The 19720-nt window shown below is 70.2% G+C and carries 19 protein-coding genes and 1 other RNA gene; 7 read left to right on the forward strand and 13 right to left on the reverse strand.

From position 1 onward, the window contains the following. Positions 1-5: 5 nt before the first annotated feature. From O3S82_RS16265 to O3S82_RS16295, 7 genes are all read right to left on the reverse strand, one after another. Positions 6-491, reverse strand: a complete 486-nt coding sequence (locus O3S82_RS16265; RefSeq protein WP_269307076.1) for a MaoC family dehydratase — start codon at positions 489-491, stop codon at positions 6-8. 84 nt (positions 492-575) lie between these two features. Then, the gene (locus O3S82_RS16270; protein ID WP_269307077.1) at positions 576-1316 is read right to left on the reverse strand and encodes a FadR/GntR family transcriptional regulator; all 741 of its coding nucleotides are present in this window, start codon (positions 1314-1316) and stop codon (positions 576-578) included. Positions 1317-1395: 79 nt separating this feature from the next. Beyond that, positions 1396-2517, reverse strand: coding sequence for an acyl-CoA dehydrogenase family protein (locus O3S82_RS16275; RefSeq protein WP_269304237.1), 1122 nt, complete (start codon positions 2515-2517; stop codon positions 1396-1398). A gap of 41 nt (positions 2518-2558) precedes the next feature. Further along, a complete protein-coding gene (locus O3S82_RS16280; RefSeq protein ID WP_269304239.1) occupies positions 2559-3764 on the reverse strand; it encodes an acyl-CoA dehydrogenase family protein in 1206 nt (401 codons plus the stop codon). Positions 3765-3915: 151 nt separating this feature from the next. Beyond that, entirely contained in the window at positions 3916-4857 is a 942-nt protein-coding gene (locus O3S82_RS16285) for an aromatic alcohol reductase (protein ID WP_269304242.1), read from the reverse strand. 561 nt (positions 4858-5418) lie between these two features. After that, on the reverse strand, positions 5419-5748 hold the full coding sequence (locus O3S82_RS16290) for a hypothetical protein (RefSeq protein WP_269304244.1): 330 nt from the start codon (positions 5746-5748) through the stop codon (positions 5419-5421). A 45-nt stretch (positions 5749-5793) separates the two neighbouring features. Further along, a complete protein-coding gene (locus O3S82_RS16295) occupies positions 5794-6075 on the reverse strand; it encodes an antibiotic biosynthesis monooxygenase (protein WP_269304245.1) in 282 nt (93 codons plus the stop codon). A gap of 72 nt (positions 6076-6147) precedes the next feature. On the opposite strand from O3S82_RS16295, the gene O3S82_RS16300 reads away from it, so the two are divergent. Both O3S82_RS16300 and O3S82_RS16305 read left to right on the forward strand, forming a co-directional pair. Beyond that, the gene (locus O3S82_RS16300; RefSeq protein ID WP_269304246.1) at positions 6148-6708 is read left to right on the forward strand and encodes a mycothiol transferase; all 561 of its coding nucleotides are present in this window, start codon (positions 6148-6150) and stop codon (positions 6706-6708) included. A gap of 154 nt (positions 6709-6862) precedes the next feature. After that, on the forward strand, positions 6863-11197 hold the full coding sequence (locus O3S82_RS16305; protein ID WP_269304247.1) for a LamG-like jellyroll fold domain-containing protein: 4335 nt from the start codon (positions 6863-6865) through the stop codon (positions 11195-11197). A 164-nt stretch (positions 11198-11361) separates the two neighbouring features. Here the strand turns inward: O3S82_RS16305 and O3S82_RS16310 are convergent, their stop codons facing one another. The 3 genes from O3S82_RS16310 to O3S82_RS16320 are packed head-to-tail and all read right to left on the reverse strand — an operon-like array spanning position 11362 to position 13413. Beyond that, positions 11362-12231 carry an LLM class F420-dependent oxidoreductase gene (locus tag O3S82_RS16310; RefSeq protein WP_179427601.1) on the reverse strand — a complete coding sequence of 290 codons (870 nt, stop codon included), beginning with the start codon at positions 12229-12231 and terminating at the stop codon, positions 11362-11364. Positions 12232-12234: 3 nt separating this feature from the next. Then, positions 12235-12759, reverse strand: a complete 525-nt coding sequence (locus tag O3S82_RS16315; protein WP_269304250.1) for a flavodoxin domain-containing protein — start codon at positions 12757-12759, stop codon at positions 12235-12237. A 9-nt stretch (positions 12760-12768) separates the two neighbouring features. Further along, a complete protein-coding gene (locus O3S82_RS16320) occupies positions 12769-13413 on the reverse strand; it encodes a DUF4386 domain-containing protein (protein WP_269304252.1) in 645 nt (214 codons plus the stop codon). Positions 13414-13498: 85 nt separating this feature from the next. Here O3S82_RS16320 and O3S82_RS16325 point away from each other — a divergent pair, with 85 nt between their 5' ends. From O3S82_RS16325 to O3S82_RS16335, 3 genes are read left to right on the forward strand one after another with little or no spacing between them, the layout of a single operon-like run. Beyond that, entirely contained in the window at positions 13499-14155 is a 657-nt protein-coding gene (locus O3S82_RS16325; RefSeq protein WP_269304254.1) for a TetR/AcrR family transcriptional regulator, read from the forward strand. A 9-nt stretch (positions 14156-14164) separates the two neighbouring features. After that, positions 14165-14611, forward strand: coding sequence for a type II 3-dehydroquinate dehydratase (gene aroQ, locus O3S82_RS16330; protein WP_269304255.1), 447 nt, complete (start codon positions 14165-14167; stop codon positions 14609-14611). A 33-nt stretch (positions 14612-14644) separates the two neighbouring features. Next, on the forward strand, positions 14645-16147 hold the full coding sequence (locus O3S82_RS16335) for a potassium/proton antiporter (protein ID WP_269304257.1): 1503 nt from the start codon (positions 14645-14647) through the stop codon (positions 16145-16147). Here O3S82_RS16335 and O3S82_RS16340 read toward each other — a convergent pair whose 3' ends face one another. After that, positions 16148-16660, reverse strand: a complete 513-nt coding sequence (locus O3S82_RS16340; protein ID WP_179427592.1) for a LytR C-terminal domain-containing protein — start codon at positions 16658-16660, stop codon at positions 16148-16150. Then, complete coding sequence (locus O3S82_RS16345) at positions 16657-16959, reverse strand: type II toxin-antitoxin system VapB family antitoxin (protein ID WP_179427590.1); 303 nt, start codon at positions 16957-16959, stop codon at positions 16657-16659. Before O3S82_RS16345 ends, O3S82_RS16340 begins: the two co-directional genes overlap by 4 nt. A gap of 114 nt (positions 16960-17073) precedes the next feature. On the opposite strand from O3S82_RS16345, the gene O3S82_RS16350 reads away from it, so the two are divergent. Both O3S82_RS16350 and O3S82_RS16355 read left to right on the forward strand, forming a co-directional pair. Then, positions 17074-18816, forward strand: coding sequence for a helicase HerA-like domain-containing protein (locus tag O3S82_RS16350; protein ID WP_269304260.1), 1743 nt, complete (start codon positions 17074-17076; stop codon positions 18814-18816). A gap of 4 nt (positions 18817-18820) precedes the next feature. Then, a complete protein-coding gene (locus tag O3S82_RS16355; protein ID WP_269304261.1) occupies positions 18821-19585 on the forward strand; it encodes a M14 family zinc carboxypeptidase in 765 nt (254 codons plus the stop codon). A gap of 6 nt (positions 19586-19591) precedes the next feature. Here O3S82_RS16355 and ffs read toward each other — a convergent pair. Beyond that, positions 19592-19682: signal recognition particle sRNA small type (ffs, locus tag O3S82_RS16360), an RNA gene on the reverse strand. Positions 19683-19720 lie beyond the last annotated feature (38 nt).

The raw sequence follows: 19720 nt of genomic DNA on the forward strand, positions 1-19720 counted from the left end.
ACTGCTTACGGGAAGGCGAGAGCCAGGAACTGGCCCACGGCTGCGGGCTTCTTGGAGCCTTCGAGCTCGATCGTGAGATCCAGGCGGTACTGCACGCCCCCCGCCTTCGGCTGGGCCGATGCGATGCGCCCAGACAGACGGATGCGCGAACCCTCGGGCACCGGCGAGACGAACCGCACTTGGTCCATCCCGTAATTGACGCCGCTGCTGCGCTCGCTGACGTCCAGCACGTCGACCAAGAGGCGAGGGATCAGGGACAAGGTCAAGTACCCGTGGGCGATCGTGCGCCCGAACGGCCCCGAGGCCGCCCGCTCGCGGTCGACGTGAATCCACTGGTGATCGCCCGTCGCGTCCGCGAAGGTATCGATGCGCTCCTGATCGACGGTCACCCACGGACCCGGTCCCACCTCACGCCCCACCGAGGACTCGACCTCGCTCAGCCGAAGCCGCAGAGGGCCGGCGGAAGTACTATTCTCATTAACTATTGCCATAGTTAATGTTAGCAATGAGGCGGCCGGAGAAACCAAGACTTTCGCCATCCGAATCGGCTCAGTGCCGCCACGGGACGCGCCGCTTCACTCCGGCCAGTGAATCCGGCTACGGAGCGCCTGCGGAGCACTGCGATCGATGAATCGGCGGCCCACGTCGAGGTGGCGGTACATGGAGTCCGCAGCACCTTCGGCGTCACCCGACTCGAGCATCTCGACGATCTCAGTGTGCGCATGCACGACTTCCTCGAAGTCGGCCCTGCCGTACTGCACGCCACTCGAAGCACCGTCAGCGATGAACTTCAATGCGTCGATGATCATGCCGATCACTTGGCTGTCGGCCGCGTGGGCGACGGTGGAGTGGAAGCGCGCGTTCTGCTCCCAGAAATCGGCGGGCGACTCGTAGCTGCGCTTCATGACCTCGATGGAGTCCTTGAGGTCGCCGAGCAGTTCCGGGGTGATGCGCTCGGCCGCGAGCCGCGCCACCATGGGCTCCAGGGCGACACGCGCGTCCGACACGTCACGCAAGGTCAGCTGCTGGAACTGCAGGAGGAGGGCCATCTGCTCGGCGAACTCCTCCGGCACGGGCCGGCGTACCACGGGGCCTCCGCCAGGTCCTGTCCTGATGACGACGAGGCCCCACACCTCCAAGAGGCGCAGTGCCTCACGCAGGGTCGCTCGTCCGACCTGGGTCTGCGCGAGCATCTCGCTCTCGTGGGGGAGGCGGTCGCCTGCGGCATACTCTCCCTCAACGATGGCGGTCGCGAGGTGGCGGGCGAGTCGCTCGGAGGCCTTCGGGGCGCGACGCTGGAAGGCCGAGATCTCCATCGGGTTCACTCGGCTCATGATACGCAGGAAATTCGAAGACCCCCGCGCTCCACGCCCGTCACCCCGCGCCCCGCGGGTCTCATGACCCGACGCGATCCAGGACCGCGCGCGCGATCAGCTCACGATGCTCGTCATGGGACCCCGCCATCAATTCAAGCGACTTCGCTCGTTTGAAGTGCAGATGGGCCGAGTGCTCCCACGTGAATCCGATGCCTCCGTGAAGCTGCACCATGTCGGCGGCCGAGCGGAAGTAGGAGCGGGTGGCATACACCTTGAGGACCGACGAGAGGACGTCAAGATCCTCCTCCCCCGTGACGATCGCCTGTCCGGCGTACCTGACACCAGCTCGCGCCCCCTCCAGCCGCACCTGCATGTCGGCGCACCGGTGCTTGACGGCCTGGAAGGCGCCGATCGGGCTGCCGAACTGCTCGCGGGTCTTGGCGTAGGAGACGGTCTGGTCCACGCACGCGGCGGCGCCACCGACCGCCTCGGCCGCGAGGTGCAATGCGACGAAGGGCCGGAGCCGGTCCAAGACCGACGGCGCGCCTCCGGGCGTACCGACGAGGACGGCTGGTGCGTCGTCGAGGACGAGCGTGGCGAGGCGCCGCGTCGGGTCGATCGACTCCCCGGCGAGGCGTTCCAGGCCGTCCTCACCGGAAAGGAGGAAGACCGAGTCGCCCGCGTCGGTGTTGGCCACGACCAGCACCCGGTCGGCGCTCTGGCCATCCACCACCCGTCGGACCTCGCCGGTCAGCCTCCACTCCGAACCGCTCTGCACGGCCCGCGGCAGCGGAGCGCGCGTGCGGTCGCGCCCGGAGTCGGGCCACGCGAGGGTGGCCGTCACCGTGCCGTCCGCGATTCCCGGGAAGAGAGCTGCTTGGGCGCTTTCGTCCTCGCACAGCAGAAGGGTCTGCGAGGCGAGCACGACCGTGCCGACGTAGATGGGGCCGAACAGCGCCCGGCCCAGCTCTTCGATGACCAGGAGGGCCTCGGCGTGGGCCTCGCCACTTCCGCCGTGGTGTTCGGGGATGTTGAGGCCGGCTACTCCGAGCTCGAACGCGAGTCGTCGCCAGACGTCACGCTCAAGCGTCGTCGGCCCCTCCATCGCCGCGCGAAGTCGGTCCGGTCCCCATTCCTTCTCGAGGAAGCGGCGAAGGCTGCGCTGGTACGACTGCTGGTGCTCGTCGAGCAGGGGTTCCATGTGGGTCACTTTCTGAACCGGGGTGGCTGGTGCGTCGGAGGTCAGCGCGGAAGACCGAGGAGCTTCTCGCCGATGATGGAGCGCTGGATCTCGGAGGTCCCGGCGTAGATCGTCGCGGCGCGGGAGATCATGAGCGAGACGATCCAGGACGCACTGGAGTTCGGCGCTCCGACGTCGTCGGTCTGGAACATCGTCACGTTGGTGGGCCGGCGGCCCACGGCTTCGAGTCCCTCAGCGTCGAGGATGTCGACCGCGAGCTCGGACGTGAGCTGGTTGTACTCGCTCCAGAACAGCTTGTTCACTGCCGCGTCGGGACCTGGGGCGTGACCGGCGAGGTAGCGGGCCAACGAGTCCTTGCCAAGGAACCGCATGATCTCGACGCTGATGTAGGCCTCGACCAGTCGCTCCCGCATTGAGGCTACGTTCGCGGCCCCATTCTCGCGGGCCAGGTCGAACAGCCGCTCCAGTTCGGTCCGGAACATGATCGGCATCACGGCCGCGGACTCACCACGTTCGAAGCCCAAGAGAGTCATGGCGACGTGCCACCCACCGTTGACATCTCCCACGACGTTCTCGGCGGGGCACCGGGCGTCGGTGAAGTAAACCTCGTTGAATTCCGCGTCGCCACCCATGTTGCGAATCGGTCGTACCTCGACGCCGGGCTGGTCCATCGGCACCAGAAGCAGGGAGATGCCTCGGTGACGCGGTGCGTCTGGGTCAGTGCGCACGAGCACGAAGATCCAGTTGGCCAGATGGGCGCAGGTGGTCCAGATCTTCTGACCGTTGATGACCCACTCGTCACCCACGAGCTCGGCCTTGGTTGACAGGCGCGCCAGATCCGAACCGGCACCGGGTTCCGAGTACCCCTGGCACCAGCGGTCCTCGCCGGAGATGATCCGAGGAAGGAAGTGATCCTTCTGTGCGTCGGTGCCCCAGGCCAGCAGCGTGTTGCCGAGCATCGAGATGCTGAAGCCGTCGTTCGCAATGCCGGTCGGAACTCCCGCGTGAGCGAACTCCTCTGCGAGGATCACCTGCTCGTGCTCGGTGAGCCCCGCGCCGCCGTACTCGCGCGGCCATGACGGCGCGAGCAGACCTTCCTCGCGCAGTGTCACGCGCCAGTCCTCGGCGAACCGCTCGGCCTCTGCCGGCTCTAGGGTTCCGACTCCCTGCCAGTCCGCCGGCAGGGCTCGCTTCAGGAACGATCGCAGACGCTCGCGGAACGCGTCGACCTCGTACGGCTCATTCATAATTACTATTGTACTAGATAGCTCGAGGCGTCGGTAGCGGCCCGCGCCAGGACGCACGGGCGGAAGACCTGCCGGCTGGCGACAGCTCAAGGCGCCAGTCCATGCCAAGACCGCGCTCTCCCCTGCAAGTTCAGGGGAGCAGGTCATCGCGTCAGCGATTCCCCAGGTTTGCCAAGACCCAGCTGCGCAGGTCGGTCGTCGCGATGTCACGGTCGTGGTTGAACGTGGTGGCCTTGTCCCATGCGACACCGCGGCCCTGGGCGAAGACGGCGCGGTACTTGCGCGTCATGTTGTCGGGATCGTTCGCAAGCTCGTCGAGCAGAACGGGCACCGTCCAGACCTTCCGGCGGAACGGACGCTCAAGGACCTGCTCGAGCGTGTCGGCCACCTCGCCATAGGTGACGGTGTCGCCGGCGACGTAGATGATCTCGTTGCGGATCCGCGGCTGATCGAAGACGATCTCAGCAGTCAGCACGCCGATGTCCTCCGGCGTCGTGAGTGTCACCGCCGTGTCGAGACTGCCGAGGGCGTTGACGGTGTCCGTGGGCAGGTCGACCATCCCCGAGCCCGGCTCGAACAGGTAGTTCATGAACATGCCGGTCGAGATGATGACCCACTCGGTCTCGTCCTGAGCGCGCAGCAGCTCACGGACGTCGAGCTGCGAGTCGAAGATGTCCTGAGGGCTACCGCGACCGATGACCTCGAAATCCACCCCGAACTGCCACGGGAAGTAGCGCGGAATGCCCGCCAAGAGGGCCGCTCGTGCAACCTTCATCGGCGTCTCGATGCCCGCCGCGATGCCAGCGCAACCGATCACGGTGTCGAAGCCCGAGAACAGCGACGCGAGCTCCTGGAGCGAGTTCTTCACTAGGTCGCCGCTCACGATCTCGATACCGAGCTCGCGAATCTCATCCACGTCGCGGCGCTTCTCCGGCACCTCGGAAGTGAGCGTGCTCTCCCGCAGCATCACGCTGACCTTCGCGCCCTCCCCGGGAGCGCGAGCTGCGAGGTTGCGCAGCACGGGCATGCCAAGCTCGCCTGCGCCAATCACCAAGATCGAACGAGAGGTAGGAATCGGGTCAACGTTGGTCATCGGCGCACATCCTGGAGAACTAAGTAGTTGAACGTTTGTCTATCTGTCATCGTACGGCGCCGCCCAAGACTCCCCGGCGTTGATGAAGCACCGTGCGCCGGGCGCGTGACTCAGTTGGCGCGGGACTCTCGTCAGCGGCGCACCCGGTCACGAAAACGTCGTCCGCGGCACGCGCAACACCCGGCGATCACCACTCCATCGGTGGCGCGCGGGAACTGACCGACGAGACCATCGGCTACGCCTCGTGATCGGCAGCGACGTGGCCGCATGCGAATGCGGGGCGGTGCCGATGCTCTGGTCCGCCGCCTGGTCGTGCTGTTGGGCTGGGGCATCAGCAGCCAGGGGATCGTGCAGGCCCCGGATGGCGTGTGGATACGCCGGCCCCCGAGGACCACCTGCTCCAGACGTCCATCGGGATGGGGTGTCCGAGAGAGCCATCCCGGCTATCCGGATGATCTCGCGCCGACGCTCAGTCGCAGAGTCTGCGCGGTTAGTGGGCTTCGCAGCCTGACGCCGTCAAACCCCCCGCCGTGGGTTCCACACCTTGACGAAGACGAAGCGTCAGCCGAGCGGAGGGCACTCCAGGACTTCGATCGTGTTCCCGGCGCTCAGGGTCAGGTGGGGGTGAGCCGCGAGGATCCGTGCGGCCTCGTCGTGCGATCCGGCCTCCACGATCGCGTAGGCGACCTTGGCGTCCGTGAAGTCCTCCACCCCGGCCTTGGTCACGACCTTCTTCCTGAACAACGGGGCACCGGGATCGACCAGCGCGCTCTCGTGGACCTGCGCCCACGCGCCCCAAGCCGCCAGGAACTCCGCCTGCTGATCGTCACTGAGCTCGTTCTTGGACTCGTCGTCCGCCGCACCGTCCAAGATCGCGAGAAATCTGCTCATCGCCTCAACCTAGGTCGTTCGCGTCGCGACGCAGCGCTTCCCGGGTCAGCGGACCGGACCGCGCAGTCCGTCGATCGGCTGCTCGTCCCAGTCGGCGAAGGGGTCGTCGCCGACCTCGGCCATGAGGGCCGGGCGCGCGGCGGCCGCGGCCTCCTCGGACTCCCACAGGGCGATGCCCACGAGGCGGCCGCTCGCGTCGTCCACGACGCCCGTCCACTCCAGCCCGGGCTGCTCGCGGGCGACCCGGCTGTAGCGCTGCATCGAGTCGATCACCGCGGCGCGGTGCTCAGGCTTCGGCGAGTGGACCGAGACGACGGCGAAGGTCATGCTCGGAGTCAAGCACGACCCGGGGTCGTCGAGACCGGTGCGATCGGGCCGCGTGCGACGTACCGTCGTGCCATGGTCGACGGAGCGTGGTGGGAGCCCCCGATCGCGGCCTCGGAGGTCGAGCACCTCCTGGGCGCGCTCGACCGCCAGCGCGCCACGTTCCGGTGGAAGGTCGACGGCCTCGACACCGCGGCACTCCACGCCGGCCTCGCGTCGTCCGACCTGACGCTCGCGGGACTGCTGTCCCACCTGGCCTTCGTCGAGGACTTCACGTCCGCGACGAAGCTGGGCGGTGGCTCACCGGGCGACCCCTGGGCGGGGCTCGACTGGGACGGCACCGACGACGTCTCCTTCAGCGTCGGCGGCGACGCGCGGGCCCTCTACGCGCTCTACGACGACGCGGTGGCGCGAGCCCGGCAGCGCTACGCCGACGCCCTCGCGAGCGGCGGGCTGGACCAGCCTGCTGCGGTGAGCGACGACGACGGAGCCCATCCGAGCCTGCGTCGTCTGCTGTTCGACCTGCTCGAGGAGTACGCCCGGCACACGGGTCACGCGGACCTGCTGCGCGAGGCCGTCGACGGGCGCGTGGGCGAGGATCCTCCCCCGGGATGGAGCCCCTCGCCGTCGCCGTGAGCGCGCTCCGGGCGAACAGCCGGCGAACGGATCGCCAACGCACCGAGTGCTCACGCACCGTGCTCCGACCGCTCACCCGGCGTTCACCGGGAGGAACCTCTCGCCGAGAGTCTCAGGGCGTCCTGATGGCTTTCCCCGTAGGAGCACACTGCCCATGCGATCCCTTCGCACGACCTCCAGCCTCGCGCTCGCCGCGGCGGTCGGGTTCGGCACGTTCACCACCACACCCGCCCTCGCCTCGCCTCGACTGGCCGATGCGGCGGTGAGCTCGATGTCGAGCATCGCCGCGCCCCCGGCCGCGGCGTCCGCGCTGCGCCAGGCGGTCGACCTGCCGACCGCCGACGTCTTCGACGTCGACTTCCGCGACGGCCAGCTCACCGAGCACGCGCAGGGCCTCGAGCCCACCGTCCACGGCGAGCCCACCGCGGGCGCCGACCTCGGCACCGGGCGCTCGGTCCTGAGCTTCGACGGCACCGACGACGCGATCGGCTACCCGATCCGCTCGGAGTTCTCCAAGCTCGAGCAGGGCATGTCGCTGGAGTGCTCGTTCCGCTTCGACGGGCCCCGCTCGTCCGCCAGCACCGAGGCGGCCCTGTGCTCCTCGAAGGAGTCCGGCGGCTTCGCCACGGTCATGTCCGGCAACGACGTGCATTTCATGATCCACGTGGGTGGCGGCTACAAGAGCGTCCGCGTCCCGATCACCACGGGCACTTGGCACCACACCGTCGCGACGTGGGACGGCACCCGGCTCAAGCTCTACCTGGACGGCGAGCTGGTCCGCGACGTCGCCGCCGCGGGTGCGTTCAAGCACTCGTCCGCCGGCGCCGACTCGATGATGCTGGCGGCCGACGTCAACACCTCGAACAAGCCCCAGTTCTTCGCGCAGACCACGCTGCGCACGAGCCGCATCTACAGCGACCCGCTCACCGCGGAGCAGGTGTCCGCGCTCGCCGACGCCGACCGCGAGGGCCCCGCGGCCCCGAAGGCCGACGTCCTCGACCTCGACTTCTCCTCCGGCGCTCCGGTCGACGGGGCGCAGGGACTGACCCCGCGCACGTTCGGGTCGCCCGTGGTGCGCGACGACGCCCCGATGGGCACCAAGGTCGCGCAGTTCGACGGCGCCGGCTCGGCCTACCTCTACCCGTTCGAGGCGCAGTTCCCGAAGCTCGCGAACCAGATGACCGTGGAGTGCGTCTTCAAGTACGACGACGACTTCCAGGCCAGCGGCGTCGAGACGCGCGGCAACCTGTGCGGCGCGAAGGAGGCGGGCGGCTTCGGCGTCGTCATGTACGGCGACCGGCTCTCGTTCAACCCGCACATCGGCGGCTCGTACCGCAACACGAGCACGCAGATCGAGAGCGGGCGCTGGTACCACGCGGTCGGCACGTACGACGGCGAGATGGTGCGCCTCTACGTCAACGGCGTCCTGGCCGCCAGCACGCCGGCGACCGGCACGCTCAGCTCGCCGAGCGCCGGCGCCCGCAACCTCGTGATCGGCGGCGACGCGAGCGGACGCGACCGTCCCGCGTTCTTCTCCCCCTCGACGATCAGCCGCGTGCGGGTCTTCAGCGAGGCCGTGGACGCGGAGGGCGTGCTCGCCCTGGGCCGCGACGCCTTCGCGGGCCGTCCCGCGAACTACAACGTCAAGGTCAGCTCGACCACGCCGGCCGCGGGCGAGCGCCTCACGAAGCGCACCCGCTTCGGCGTGGAGTTCACGAACCCCGAGGGCGTCGGCCGCGACGTCCGCTACGCGCTCGACGGCGATGCGATCAAGCCGGGCGACGAGATCGGTGCCGGGCTCAAGTCCGGCGAGCACGAGATCACGGTGGAGGGCCACGACGTCTTCGGCACGCCGATCGACCACACCACCACCTTCACGACGGCCAACGTGCCCTCCGCGGGCGGCACCGAGACCGAGCAGGGCGGCGGCTCCGTGCGCCTCTCGGCGAACGCCACGAACCCGTCGGGCGACCGCGTGCGGACCACGTTCCGCGAGGCCGACGTCGTCGTCGCGCAGCAGGGCCGCCAGGGCGTCCTCACGGGGATCCCGAAGGAGCGCGACTTCACGGGCACCGACGAGCAGCCGATCTCCGACGCAGCCGCACCCGGCGACGAGACGTTCCTCGACTCGCCCTCGACGTCCGAGCTGCCGTTCCAGCAGTTCGACGTCCCGGTCACGTCGAACTCGGACCAGCAGGTGATCTGGAGCGGTCGCGTCGATCCCGCGCGCGAGGTCGTGCTGCGCGTCTGGGACGGCGGCGCCTGGGAGGAGCTCGCCCGCTCCCGTGGCAACGCGGAGGGCCAGGTCCAGCTGACCGGCGACCTGCGCAGCCGCCACCGCCACGGGGGCACCGTCCCGGTCCTGGTGACCGGCGAGGACCCGTTCGCCGACGACCTGCCGAACGAGGTGAAGAACTCGTTCGAGAATCCGGACGACTACGACTTCTCGATCGCCCACGTCACCGACACGCAGTACCTCTCCGAGGGCGCGGTGGAGCAGGAGACCGAGCAGGAGCGCGAGGTCTGGCGCAGCGCCTACCGCGGCATCACCGAGTGGATCGCGGCGAACGCCGACGAGCGCAAGATCGCGTTCACGGCCCACACCGGCGACATCATCGAGAACTGGCACAACGTCGGCTCGGACGAGCCGAACGCGCGCGCCGAGTTCGAGGTGGCGTCGGAGGCGCAGAAGGTCCTCGACGACGCCGGCATGGTCAACACGGTCCTGCCCGGCAACCACGACAACCTCTACGGCGCGGACACCGGCCCGGACGCCCTCTACAACGACTACTTCGGTCCGGACCGCTACGCCACGCTCGAGCAGAGCCAGGCCTGGCAGGACGCGAAGGCGGAGTTCACGCCGTGGAAGGCGGGCGACAACAGCAACAACTACGTGCTGTTCAGCGAGGGCGACCTCGACTTCGTCGTCGTCTCGCTCGGCTTCGGCGTCGACGCCGAGGAGACCGCGTGGGCCGACAGCGTCCTGAAGCAGTTCCCCGACCGGAACGCGATCCTGATGACGCACGCGTACCTGACACCCAGCGTCAACCCGGACGGCCGTGGCAGTGGCTTCTCGTACGACGGCCGCCAGGTGCTGGACGCGGTCATCAAGAAGAACCCGAACGTCGCCCTGGTCCTGTCGGGCCACGAGCACGGCGTCAGCATCGAGCTGCGCCGCGATGTCGCCCGCAAGGGTCACCACGTGGTCGAGCTGCTCGCGGACTACCAGTTCTACAAGGTGACCTCGGACGAGCTGGGGCTGACGGGCGTCGGCTACGACAGCAACACGCCGCTGCAGTTCGGCTCGTCGTTCTTCCGCCTGCTGCAGTTCGATCTCGACAAGGGCGAGGTCGCGGTCGACACCTACTCGCCGCTGCTGGAGAACTTCGGCGCCACCGAGTACGACGACCGCTTCCGCTACAACGGCACCGAGGACGACACGCGCCTGCCGATCAACCTGACGACCCGCAAGACGAGCTTCAGCTCGGACGGCCTCGTCGTGGTGGATCCGACCGACCGCGTGATCGGCGAGGAGATCGTGCGCTCGGGCTGGCCGGCCACGGTCACCTGGAACGGCCTCGAGGAGGGTCGCACGTACGCCTGGCACGCCACCAGCGTCGACGCCGCCTCGGGCGAGGAGCTGCCCGGGGAGGTCAGCCAGATCTCGCTCTTCACGGCGGGCTCGAGCGGGACGGACACGACCGCGCCGGTCCTGACCGTCCCGAAGAACGGCTCGGTCGAGCTCAATGAGGTGTTCGACCCGATGGCCGGCGTTTCGGCGCAGGACGCGGTCGACGGCGACGTCACCGAGAAGGTCCAGGTGCTCGGCGAGGTCGACACGGCCAAGCCCGGCACGTACGCGCTGACCTACTCGGTCGCGGACGCCAACGGCAACCAGTCGATGGTCACCCGGGTCGTCGAGGTCAAGGGCGCGAAGGCCCCGGTCAACACGGTCCGCCCGAAGGTGAGCGGCGCGATGCGCGTCGGCTCGATCCTGCGGGCCAGCATCGGCACGTGGTCGAACACCGAGGCCGCCACCCTGCAGGCGCAGTGGCTGCGGGACGGTCAGCCGATCCGGGGCGCCACGGGCGGCGACTACCGGGTGACGTCGGCCGACATCGGCCGGTCGATCAGCGTGCGCGTGACGGCCACGACCGTCGGGCACCGGCCGGTGACCGCCACGTCGATGGCCTCGCGCGTCGCGAAGGCCAAGGCCACGGTCCGCGCCTCGCTGGCGAAGAAGCGGATCAAGACCTCGCAGCGCGCAGCGGTGCGGGTCCGGGTCGCCGCTCCGGCCCAGGCCAACGGCAAGGTCCTGGTGAAGGTCAAGGGCCGCGTGGTCGCCGACGGCACGGTGCGGAACGGCAGGCTCACCGTCCGGCTGCCGAAGCTGAAGGCGGGCAAGCACCGCCTCGTGATCAGCTACCTCGGCAACGACCGGGTCGGCGCTCGCAACACCGCGGTCACCCTGCGGGTGGTCAAGCGCTGAGCCGGCCCTGAACGACGCAGGCCCCGGGCGATCCCCGGGGCCTTCGTCGTGGGTGGCGACGATGGCGGCCCGCTCGCTCAGCCATCTGCCACTTCTGGAACGCGTTGCACCCTTTCGGTCGCCGAAAGGGTGCAACGCATCCAAAAGTGGGTCGGTCCCGCGCGTCAGATCTCGGCGAGACGCGGCGCGGTCCTCTCGGCGAACTCGCTGACCCAGGCCACCGGGTCGGGACCGTGCGGCGAGACCGAGACCGACTGGATGCCCAGCTCGGCGTAGGCCGCGACGTCCTCGAGGAACTTCTCGGGGTCCTTCACGGCGTCGCCGGGCGACTGCAGGGTGCGCAGGATGTCGGCGGGGTCACGACCCACGTCGGCGCAGTGCTGGTCGAGGACCTCGAGCTTGTGCCGGATGACGTCGACGCCGGCGGGGAAGAGGTTGCAGGCGTCGCCGTACTCGGCCACGAACCGCAGCGTCTTCTTCTCGCCCATGCCGCCGAGCAGGATCGGCGGGTGCGGCTGCTGGATCGGCGCGGGATGGCAGATCGTCTCGGCCAGCTGGTAGTGCTTGCCCTCGTAGGCGCCGTCGTCGTCGCTCCACATCTGGTGGACGATCTGCAGCGTCTCCTCGAGCCGCTCGAACCGCTCCTTCATCGACGGGTACGGAACGCCGAGGCCGAGGTGCTCGCGCTCGTACCAGGCGGCGCCGAGGCCCAGGATCGCGCGACCACCCGACAGCACGTCGAGGGTCGTGGCGATCTTGGCCAGCAGGCCGGGGTGGCGGTAGGTCACGCCGGTGACCAGCAGGCCCAGCTTGACCCGCTCGGTGACGGCGGCGAGGTAGCCCAGGGCTGTGTAGCCCTCCAGCATGGGGTCCTCGGAGCGGCCGACGGTCTCCATCTGGAAGTAGTGGTCCATCAGGGTGACGGCGTCGGCGCCGGCCTGCTCGGCCCGGCGCGCCGTCTCGGCGAGGGTCGGGGCGAGCGTCTGCGGCTCGCCGGGGATCGTGAAGTTGTAGACGTGGACGCTGAAGCGCATGCCTCAGCCTAGGCACGCCTCGACGACCGTGGCGACCGCAGCGCGGTCGGTGAGGTCGATCGAGTCCGGGGTGAGCGCCTCCAGCATGGCCTGCTCCTCGGCCGTGCGGTCCCGCTTCACCGCGAGCCCGCGGCGGATCGTCGACATCATCGACCTCTCCACCAGGCTCAGCCGCGACCGGTCCATCGCGCCGCGCACGTGGACGACCTCCAGCCGCTCGCGCAGCTCGGCGGGGAGCTTCGACGCGACCAGCTCGTCGCGCTTCGTCGTGATCCCGGGGTCGCTGAGCCCCACCGTGACCAGGACGAACCGCGTCGCCGTGCCCAGCTCCATTGCCTTCCGCAGCAGGCTGCTGCCCCGCAGGGTCGGGCCGTAGATCGCGCCGCACAGCACGACCACGTCGCTCCCGGCCAGCTGCTCCGGGGTGACCTCGTCGGCGGCGGCCACGGGCGCGCCGAGCGCCTCCCCGATCCAGCTCGCGTAGAGCTCGGCGGACCCGTACTTGGAGGCGTGGACGACGAGAGGCACGCTCCGAGGCTAGGCCCCGACGGGGGTCACCCGGGCGGTCGAGAAGCCCCTGACCAGCAGCCACAGGCCGAGCGACAGCTCCCACGCCGCGATGGGCAGCGCGAGCAGCCCCGCGAGCACCGAGACCTGGTCGATCCAGCCGGCCACCGCGCCCAGCGCCGAGACCAGCAGCAGGGGCGCGCCGACCAGCCCGATCACCGGGATGGCGCGCGGGACGAGTCCCCCGCGCAGCAGCAGGGGTGCGAGCAGCAGCGCGTTGAGGGCGGGCACCGCGCCGGGTCCGACGAGGAACGCCGCGTCGTGGAGTCCGACGAGAGCCGGCGCGACCTCCTCGCCCACCACTCCCTCGGCGAACGCCAGCACGACCAGGACACCCACGAGGATCATCGAGGCCTCGAGCACGCGCGCCGCGACGAACCCGAGCGCCGCGCGCTCGCCGTGGGCGCGCACGACGGGGTACAGGACGACCGCGGTGCCGACGCACGCCACGGCGAGCACCAGCTCGAGCGCGGCACCGGTCCGGGCCGGCCCGATCGCGGACGCGGATCCCGGGTCGTCGAGCAGGCCGCCCTTGAGCGCGACGGCGGGGATCGACGTCACGAACGTCAGCAGGTAGAGGACGCCGGCCCAGAAGGCCGTCCGGCGCGCGGTCATGGCTCGCTCCTTCGCTGGTGTACGGCGTACACCTCGTGCCTGACACTAGGCTTACGGCGTACACCCGTCAAGCAGGAGGAGCGACGTGGCCGCAGCCGACCGACCCACCGTGAGTCGCGAGCGCACCCTCGCCGCCGCGATCACGCTCGCCGACGAGCAGGGACTGACGGCGGTCAGCATGCGCCAGGTGGCCGCCCGCCTCGACGTCGTCCCCATGGCGCTCTACAAGCACGTCGCGAACAAGGAGGACCTCCTCGACGGCATGGTCGAGACGATCGTGGCCGGCTACGAGCAGCCCGCGCCGGGCGGATCCTGGCCCGATCGCGTGCGCGCCCGCGTCCTCGCCGCCCGGGCCGAGCTGGTGCGCCACCCGTGGCTGCGCCAGGCGATCGAGAGCCGCACGGCGCGCACGCCCGCCGTGCTCACCCACATGGACGCGGTGACCGGCGAGATGATCGACGGCGGCCTCTCGGTGGACCTCGCGCACCACGTCATGCACGCCCTGGGCCACCGCATCTGGGGCTTCAGCCCCGAGGCCTTCGACGAGCCCGGCGACGACACGCCCTCCCCCGAGGCGCTCGACGCCTTCGCGCGGACGTTCCCGCACATCGTGGCGGTCGTGCGCGAGACCACGCGCGACGGCGGCCGGTGCGACGCCGACCTCGAGTTCGACTTCGCGCTCGACCTGCTGCTCGACGGGGTGGAGCGCCTGCACGCCTCGGGCTGGCGCTCGCGACGGTAGGTTGGCGGCGTGACCACCCGCCGGCTGCTGCTCGTCAACGGGCCCAACCTCAACCTCCTCGGCACGCGCGAGCCCGACATCTACGGCTCCGAGACGCTCGCCGACGTCGAGGCGCTCGTCGCCGAGGCCGCCACCGCCCGCGGCTACGAGGTGCGCGCCGTGCAGAGCAACCACGAGGGCGTCCTCCTCGACGCGATCCACGAGGCCCGCCACGACTGCGCCGGCATCGTCATCAACCCCGGCGGGCTCACCCACACCTCGGTCGTGCTGCGCGACGCGCTCTCGGGCGTGGCGCTGCCGGTGGCCGAGGTGCACATCTCCGACGTCATGGCGCGCGAGTCGTTCCGCCACCACTCGTACGTCGCCGACGTGGCCGTCGTGCACGTGATCGGCGAGGGCGTTCCCGGCTACCGCGCCGCCACGGATCGGCTGATCGACCACGTCGAGGGCCGATAGGATCACCCCACCGGCGCGAGGGAAGGGGATGGTATGACCTCCCATGACCTCGACGTCATCCTCCTGACCGGGTCCGGAGTCCTCATCCTGGCCGTCCTGGCCGTGCGCCTGTCCGTGGGCATCGGGCTGCCGTCGCTGCTCATGTACCTCGGGCTGGGCATCCTCATCGGCTACGACGGCGCCGGCGTTCAGTTCGCCGACGCGAACATCGCGCTCGTGCTGGGCCTCTCGGCCCTGATCCTCATCCTCGCCGAGGGCGGCCTGACCACGAACTGGTCGACGATGCGGCCCGCGCTGGGTCTCGGCGTCCTGCTGGCGACCGTCGGCACGTCGATCAGCGTGGGGATCGTCGCCGCCGGCGCGCACTACCTCTTCGGACTCGACTGGCAACTGGCCGTCCTGATCGCGGCCGTCCTCTCGCCCACCGACGCCGCCGCGGTCTTCTCGGTGCTGCGCTCGGTCCCGCTGAAGTCGCGGGTGTCGGGCGTGCTGGAGACCGAGTCCGGCCTCAACGACGCGCCCATCGTCGTCCTCGTCACGGCGATCAGCGTGGGCGAGATCAACGACCACGGGGTCGGCGGGTTCCTGGCGCTGATCGTCTTCGAGCTCGTGATCGGCGCTCTGCTGGGCCTGCTGGTCGGCTGGGGCGGCGCCCGCCTGCTGCGCCGGGCGGCGCTGCCCGCGGCGGGCCTCTACCCGCTCGTGGTCTTCGCGGTCACGGTGCTCGCGTACGCCTCGGCCGCGCTCATCCACGCGAGCGGCTTCGCGGCGGTCTACGTGGCCGCCGTCGTGCTGGGCAACACCGAGCTGCCGCACCGCTCGGCCACCCGCTCGTTCGTCGAGGGGATCGGCTGGCTCGCGCAGATCGGCCTGTTCGTCATGCTCGGCCTGCTCGTGCACCCGAGCGACATCCAGCTGTGGCACATCGGCGCGGGCGTCGGGATCGGCGCGCTGCTGACCTTCGTCGCGAGGCCGGCCTCCGTCGCCGCGTGCGCCGCGTGGTTCCGCGTCGGCTGGCGCGAGCAGCTGTTCATCGGCTGGGCGGGCCTGCGCGGCGCGGTGCCGATCGTCCTGGCGACGATCCCGCTCGCGAACGGCGTCACCCAGTCCATCGACCTGTTCAACATCACCTTCGTGGCGGTCGTGGTCTACACGATCGTGCAGGCCGCGCCGCTGCACCGCCTCGCCCGCTGGTGCGGGGTCGAGAGCGACCGCGGCCGCGACGTCGAGATCGACGCGGCTCCGCTCGAGCGCATCTCGGCCGACCTGCTGCAGATCCACGTGCCGCCCACGTCACGGCTGGCGGGGGTGGAGGTCGGCGAGCTCCGGCTGCCCGAGGGCGCCTCGGTGACGATGGTCGTCCGCGGCGACTCGACCCTCGTGCCACACCGCACCACGCGCATCCGCGTGGGCGACGAGCTGCTCATCGTGACCACGCGCGACCTGCGCGAGGGCGTGGAGCGACGGCTGCGCTCGGTGGCCCGCCACGGCCGCCTGGCCGGCTGGGACCTCGACCCGCGACGCCGCGATTCGTGACTACGGCAGAGTGATCGTCGGGACGCACACGGTGACGTCCTGCGAGGCCTTGAGCTTCGTGCCCGCCTTCTTCAGCCCCTGGTAGTCCGGGCCGATCAGCACCGAGATGCCGTCCTCGGTCTCGAAGTCGGCCTGGACGCGCTCGACCTTGCCCTTGAACTGGCGGGCGACGAGGCGCGCGCGGGGGTCGGCCGGATCCTGGCTCAGCACCATGACGTTCTTGGGCTTGAGCTGGCCGGGGTTGTTCTGGGCCACGCCGCCGAGGAAGCCGCGGCGCTCGAGGTTGATCTTCACGCGGTTGGCGACGCCGGCGCGCTGGCTGGCGTTGTAGACGTGCACCATGACGAGGTTGCTGCTGAGCACCTCGCCCTTCGCGATCTTCTTGATCTCGCACGTGGGCTCAGCGGCCACGGGGTCGGGCTTGGAGAACGCCAGGTTGAGCCCCAGCGCGGTGCCGGCGACGAACACGCCCGCAGTGCCCAGGACGACGAGACGCTCCACGGCCTTGCTCATGACTGCTTCCCGATCGTGAAGACGCGCGCGTGGACCATGGTGCGCTGCTGCAGGGCCGCACGCAGGGCCCGGTGCAGTCCGTCCTCGAGGAACAGCTCGCCCTTCCAGCCGACGACGTGGGCGAACAGGTCGCCGAAGTACGTCGAGTCGGTGTCGAGCAGCGTCTCGAGGTCGAGGGTGGTCTTGGTGGTGGTGAGATCGTCCAGGCGCACCTGGGTCGGCGCGATGGCAGCCCAGTCACTCTGGGTCAGTCCATGGTCGGGGTACGGCCGCCCGTCCCCCACGCGGCGAAAGATCACCCGGCCAGTCTAAGGGGCGCGTCACAGCCGCCAGACCACCACGGGACCCCCGGTGTGGCTCCCGCGCGACGCGAAGCCCCTGGCGCGACGGCCGTGGGGAACTAGCCTGAGCACATGACCGAGACCGATCCCTCCGCCGACGAGGTCGCCGCGGCCGCCCGAGCCGCCGCAGAGGCGCAGGCCGCCGCAGAGGAGGCCCAGCGCCGCGCCGACGAGCTGGCCGCCGCGGCCGCGGCCGCGCAGGCGAGGGCGTCCGATCGGGCGGAGGCTCCCGCGCCCGAGGCTTCGTCCGAGGACTCTGAGCAGGTGGCGCAGATCCGCGCCGGCTACGCGTTCGAGGGCCCGGCGCTGGAGATCGGCGCGCTCGTGGAGGCCGGTGAGCCGCGCTCCGACGTCCCCGTGCGCATCCCGTTCGGCATGCTCAACCGCCACGGCCTCGTCGCGGGCGCCACGGGCACCGGCAAGACGAAGACCCTGCAGGTGCTGGCCGAGCAGGTCTCGGCGGGCGGCGTCCCGGTCTTCGCGGCGGACATCAAGGGCGACCTCTCGGGTATCGCGACCCCCGGCGCCTCGAACGAGAAGCTGCTCGCCCGCACCGCGAGCATCGGCCAGGACTGGCAGGCCACGGCCTTCCCGACGGAGTTCTACGCTCTCGGCGCGAAGGGCACCGGCGTGCCGATCCGCGCCACGGTCGAGGCCTTCGGGCCGATCCTGCTCTCGAAGGTCCTCGACCTCAACACCACGCAGGAGTCCTCGCTCTCGCTGGTCTTCCACTACGCCCGCAAGGCCGGGCTCCGCCTCGTCACCCTGGAGGACCTGCGTGCCGTCGTGGCGTTCCTCGACAGCGCCGAGGGCAAGCCCGAGCTCAAGGCGATCGGTGGCCTGTCGAGCGCCACGGTCGGCGTCATCCTGCGCGAGCTGGTCACGTTCGCGGATTCGGGCGCCGACGTGTTCTTCGGCGAGCCCGCGTTCGAGGTCACCGACGTGCTGCGCACCGACGCCGACGGCCGCGGCATCGTCTCGCTGCTCGAGGTCCCGGGCGTGCAGGACCAGCCGCAGCTGTTCTCGACGTTCCTCATGTACCTGCTGCGCGAGCTCTTCTCGACGCTGCCCGAGGTCGGCGACACCGACCGGCCGAAGCTCGTCTTCTTCTTCGACGAGGCCCACCTGCTGTTCAAGGGCGCGTCGAAGGACTTCCTGGAGATCGTCGTGCAGACGGTGCGGCTCATCCGGTCGAAGGGCGTCGGCATCTTCTTCGTCACCCAGACGCCGAAGGACGTGCCCGACGACGTGCTGGCCCAGCTCGGCTCGCGCGTCCAGCACCAGCTGCGCGCCCACACGCCACAGGACGCGAAGGCGCTCAAGGCGACCGTCTCGACCTACCCGCACTCGGGCTACGACCTCGAGGAGGTCCTGACCCAGCTGGCCACGGGCGAGGCCATCGTGACCGTCATGAACGAGAAGGGCGCGCCGTCACCCGTCGCGTGGACGCGCGTCCGTGCCCCTCAGGGGTCGATGGAGCCCACCAACGCCGCCGCGATGACCGCCGCCGTGGCCGCCTCTCCCCTCGCCGCCAAGTACGCGGCCCTCGCCTCCACCGGCGGCGCGGCCGAGACGATGGCCGAGCGCACCCGCGCCGCAACGGAGGCCGCCAGCGCCGAGGCCGAGCGCCAGCGCGCGGCCGAGGAGGCCGAGAGGCTCGAGAAGGACCTCGCCCGCGAGCGCCCGACGGGCTCGCGCGCGAAGAGCCGCAGCCGCGGCTCGAACCGGATGTCGCCCATGGACCGGGCGATCGGGGAGGCGAGTCGCACCGCCGCCCGCGAGCTCATCAAGGCGATCTTCAAGAAGAAGCGGTGATCACATGTCGGGGGCAGTGAAGGCAGCAGCGGGAGTCGTCCTGTCGGTGGGGCTCGTCGCCCCGGCGCTCGTCAGCGTGCCGGCGCAGGCGGCGGACTCGGACTACACGACGCGCAAGGTCGTCATCGGCACGAGCCACCAGGGCCGCAGCATCGTGGCGTTCTACCGCGGCGCGAAGAAGCCGACGAGGGTCCTGCTGATCCTCGGGCAGATGCACGGTGACGAGCCGGCCGGACGCAAGACCGCCCAGCACGCCGTCAAGCGCGTCAGGCCGAAGGCGGGCACGGGCCTGTGGATCATCCCGACGATGAACCCCGACGGCGCCGCCCGCAAGACGCGCACCAACGCGCGCGGGGTCGACCTCAACCGCAACTGGCCCACGAGCGGCTGGATCCGCGGCACCAAGGGCTCGCGCACCTACGGCGGACCGAAGAAGGCCAGCGAGCGCGAGACGCGCACGATGATGAAGTTCCTCAAGAATCAGCGGCCCGACTACATCGTCTCGCTGCACCAGCCGCTGCACGGCGTGGGCAAGTCGGGCAAGGACGCGGCCTTCGAGAAGCGGCTCGCGAAGGAGCTCAAGCTCAAGCGCAAGCACTTCGGCGTCGCGCAGGGCAAGGGCACCTCGCCCACGCTCACCGGCTGGTACAACCGCTACCTCGCGAAGCACGGCACGGCGATCACGGTGGAGTACGGGGCGAGGCCGTCGTCGGGCTACGTGAAGGGCGCCAGTCGCGGCATCATGCGCGCGGCGCGCGTGCACCCCTAGGAACGCAAGGACCCCTCGCGTACCCGGCAGGGACCACTGACCCTTGCTGCATTCCTGCCCTGGGGGAGTTGGGTGATGTGCCGCCACGCGAGGGGCTGGTCACCACTATACGAGCCGCGGCGTGACCGCCCGAAC

It is taken from the genome of Aeromicrobium sp. HA (genome assembly GCF_027171405.1).
Lineage (GTDB): Bacteria > Actinomycetota > Actinomycetes > Propionibacteriales > Nocardioidaceae > Aeromicrobium > Aeromicrobium tamlense.

Excerpts from the sequence above, each read along its gene's own strand:
- O3S82_RS16265 (WP_269307076.1), bottom strand. The coding sequence starts at position 491 with ATGGCAATAGTTAATGAGAATAGTACTTCCGCCGGCCCTCTGCGGCTT.
- O3S82_RS16270 (WP_269307077.1), bottom strand. The coding sequence starts at position 1,316 with ATGGAGATCTCGGCCTTCCAGCGTCGCGCCCCGAAGGCCTCCGAGCGA.
- O3S82_RS16275 (WP_269304237.1), bottom strand. The coding sequence starts at position 2,517 with ATGGAACCCCTGCTCGACGAGCACCAGCAGTCGTACCAGCGCAGCCTT.
- O3S82_RS16280 (WP_269304239.1), bottom strand. The coding sequence starts at position 3,764 with ATGAATGAGCCGTACGAGGTCGACGCGTTCCGCGAGCGTCTGCGATCG.
- O3S82_RS16285 (WP_269304242.1), bottom strand. The coding sequence starts at position 4,857 with ATGACCAACGTTGACCCGATTCCTACCTCTCGTTCGATCTTGGTGATT.
- O3S82_RS16290 (WP_269304244.1), bottom strand. The coding sequence starts at position 5,748 with ATGAGCAGATTTCTCGCGATCTTGGACGGTGCGGCGGACGACGAGTCC.
- O3S82_RS16295 (WP_269304245.1), bottom strand. The coding sequence starts at position 6,075 with ATGACCTTCGCCGTCGTCTCGGTCCACTCGCCGAAGCCTGAGCACCGC.
- O3S82_RS16300 (WP_269304246.1), top strand. The coding sequence starts at position 6,148 with ATGGTCGACGGAGCGTGGTGGGAGCCCCCGATCGCGGCCTCGGAGGTC.
- O3S82_RS16305 (WP_269304247.1), top strand. The coding sequence starts at position 6,863 with ATGCGATCCCTTCGCACGACCTCCAGCCTCGCGCTCGCCGCGGCGGTC.
- O3S82_RS16310 (WP_179427601.1), bottom strand. The coding sequence starts at position 12,231 with ATGCGCTTCAGCGTCCACGTCTACAACTTCACGATCCCCGGCGAGCCG.
- O3S82_RS16320 (WP_269304252.1), bottom strand. The coding sequence starts at position 13,413 with ATGACCGCGCGCCGGACGGCCTTCTGGGCCGGCGTCCTCTACCTGCTG.
- O3S82_RS16335 (WP_269304257.1), top strand. The coding sequence starts at position 14,645 with ATGACCTCCCATGACCTCGACGTCATCCTCCTGACCGGGTCCGGAGTC.
- O3S82_RS16340 (WP_179427592.1), bottom strand. The coding sequence starts at position 16,660 with ATGAGCAAGGCCGTGGAGCGTCTCGTCGTCCTGGGCACTGCGGGCGTG.
- O3S82_RS16350 (WP_269304260.1), top strand. The coding sequence starts at position 17,074 with ATGACCGAGACCGATCCCTCCGCCGACGAGGTCGCCGCGGCCGCCCGA.
- O3S82_RS16355 (WP_269304261.1), top strand. The coding sequence starts at position 18,821 with ATGTCGGGGGCAGTGAAGGCAGCAGCGGGAGTCGTCCTGTCGGTGGGG.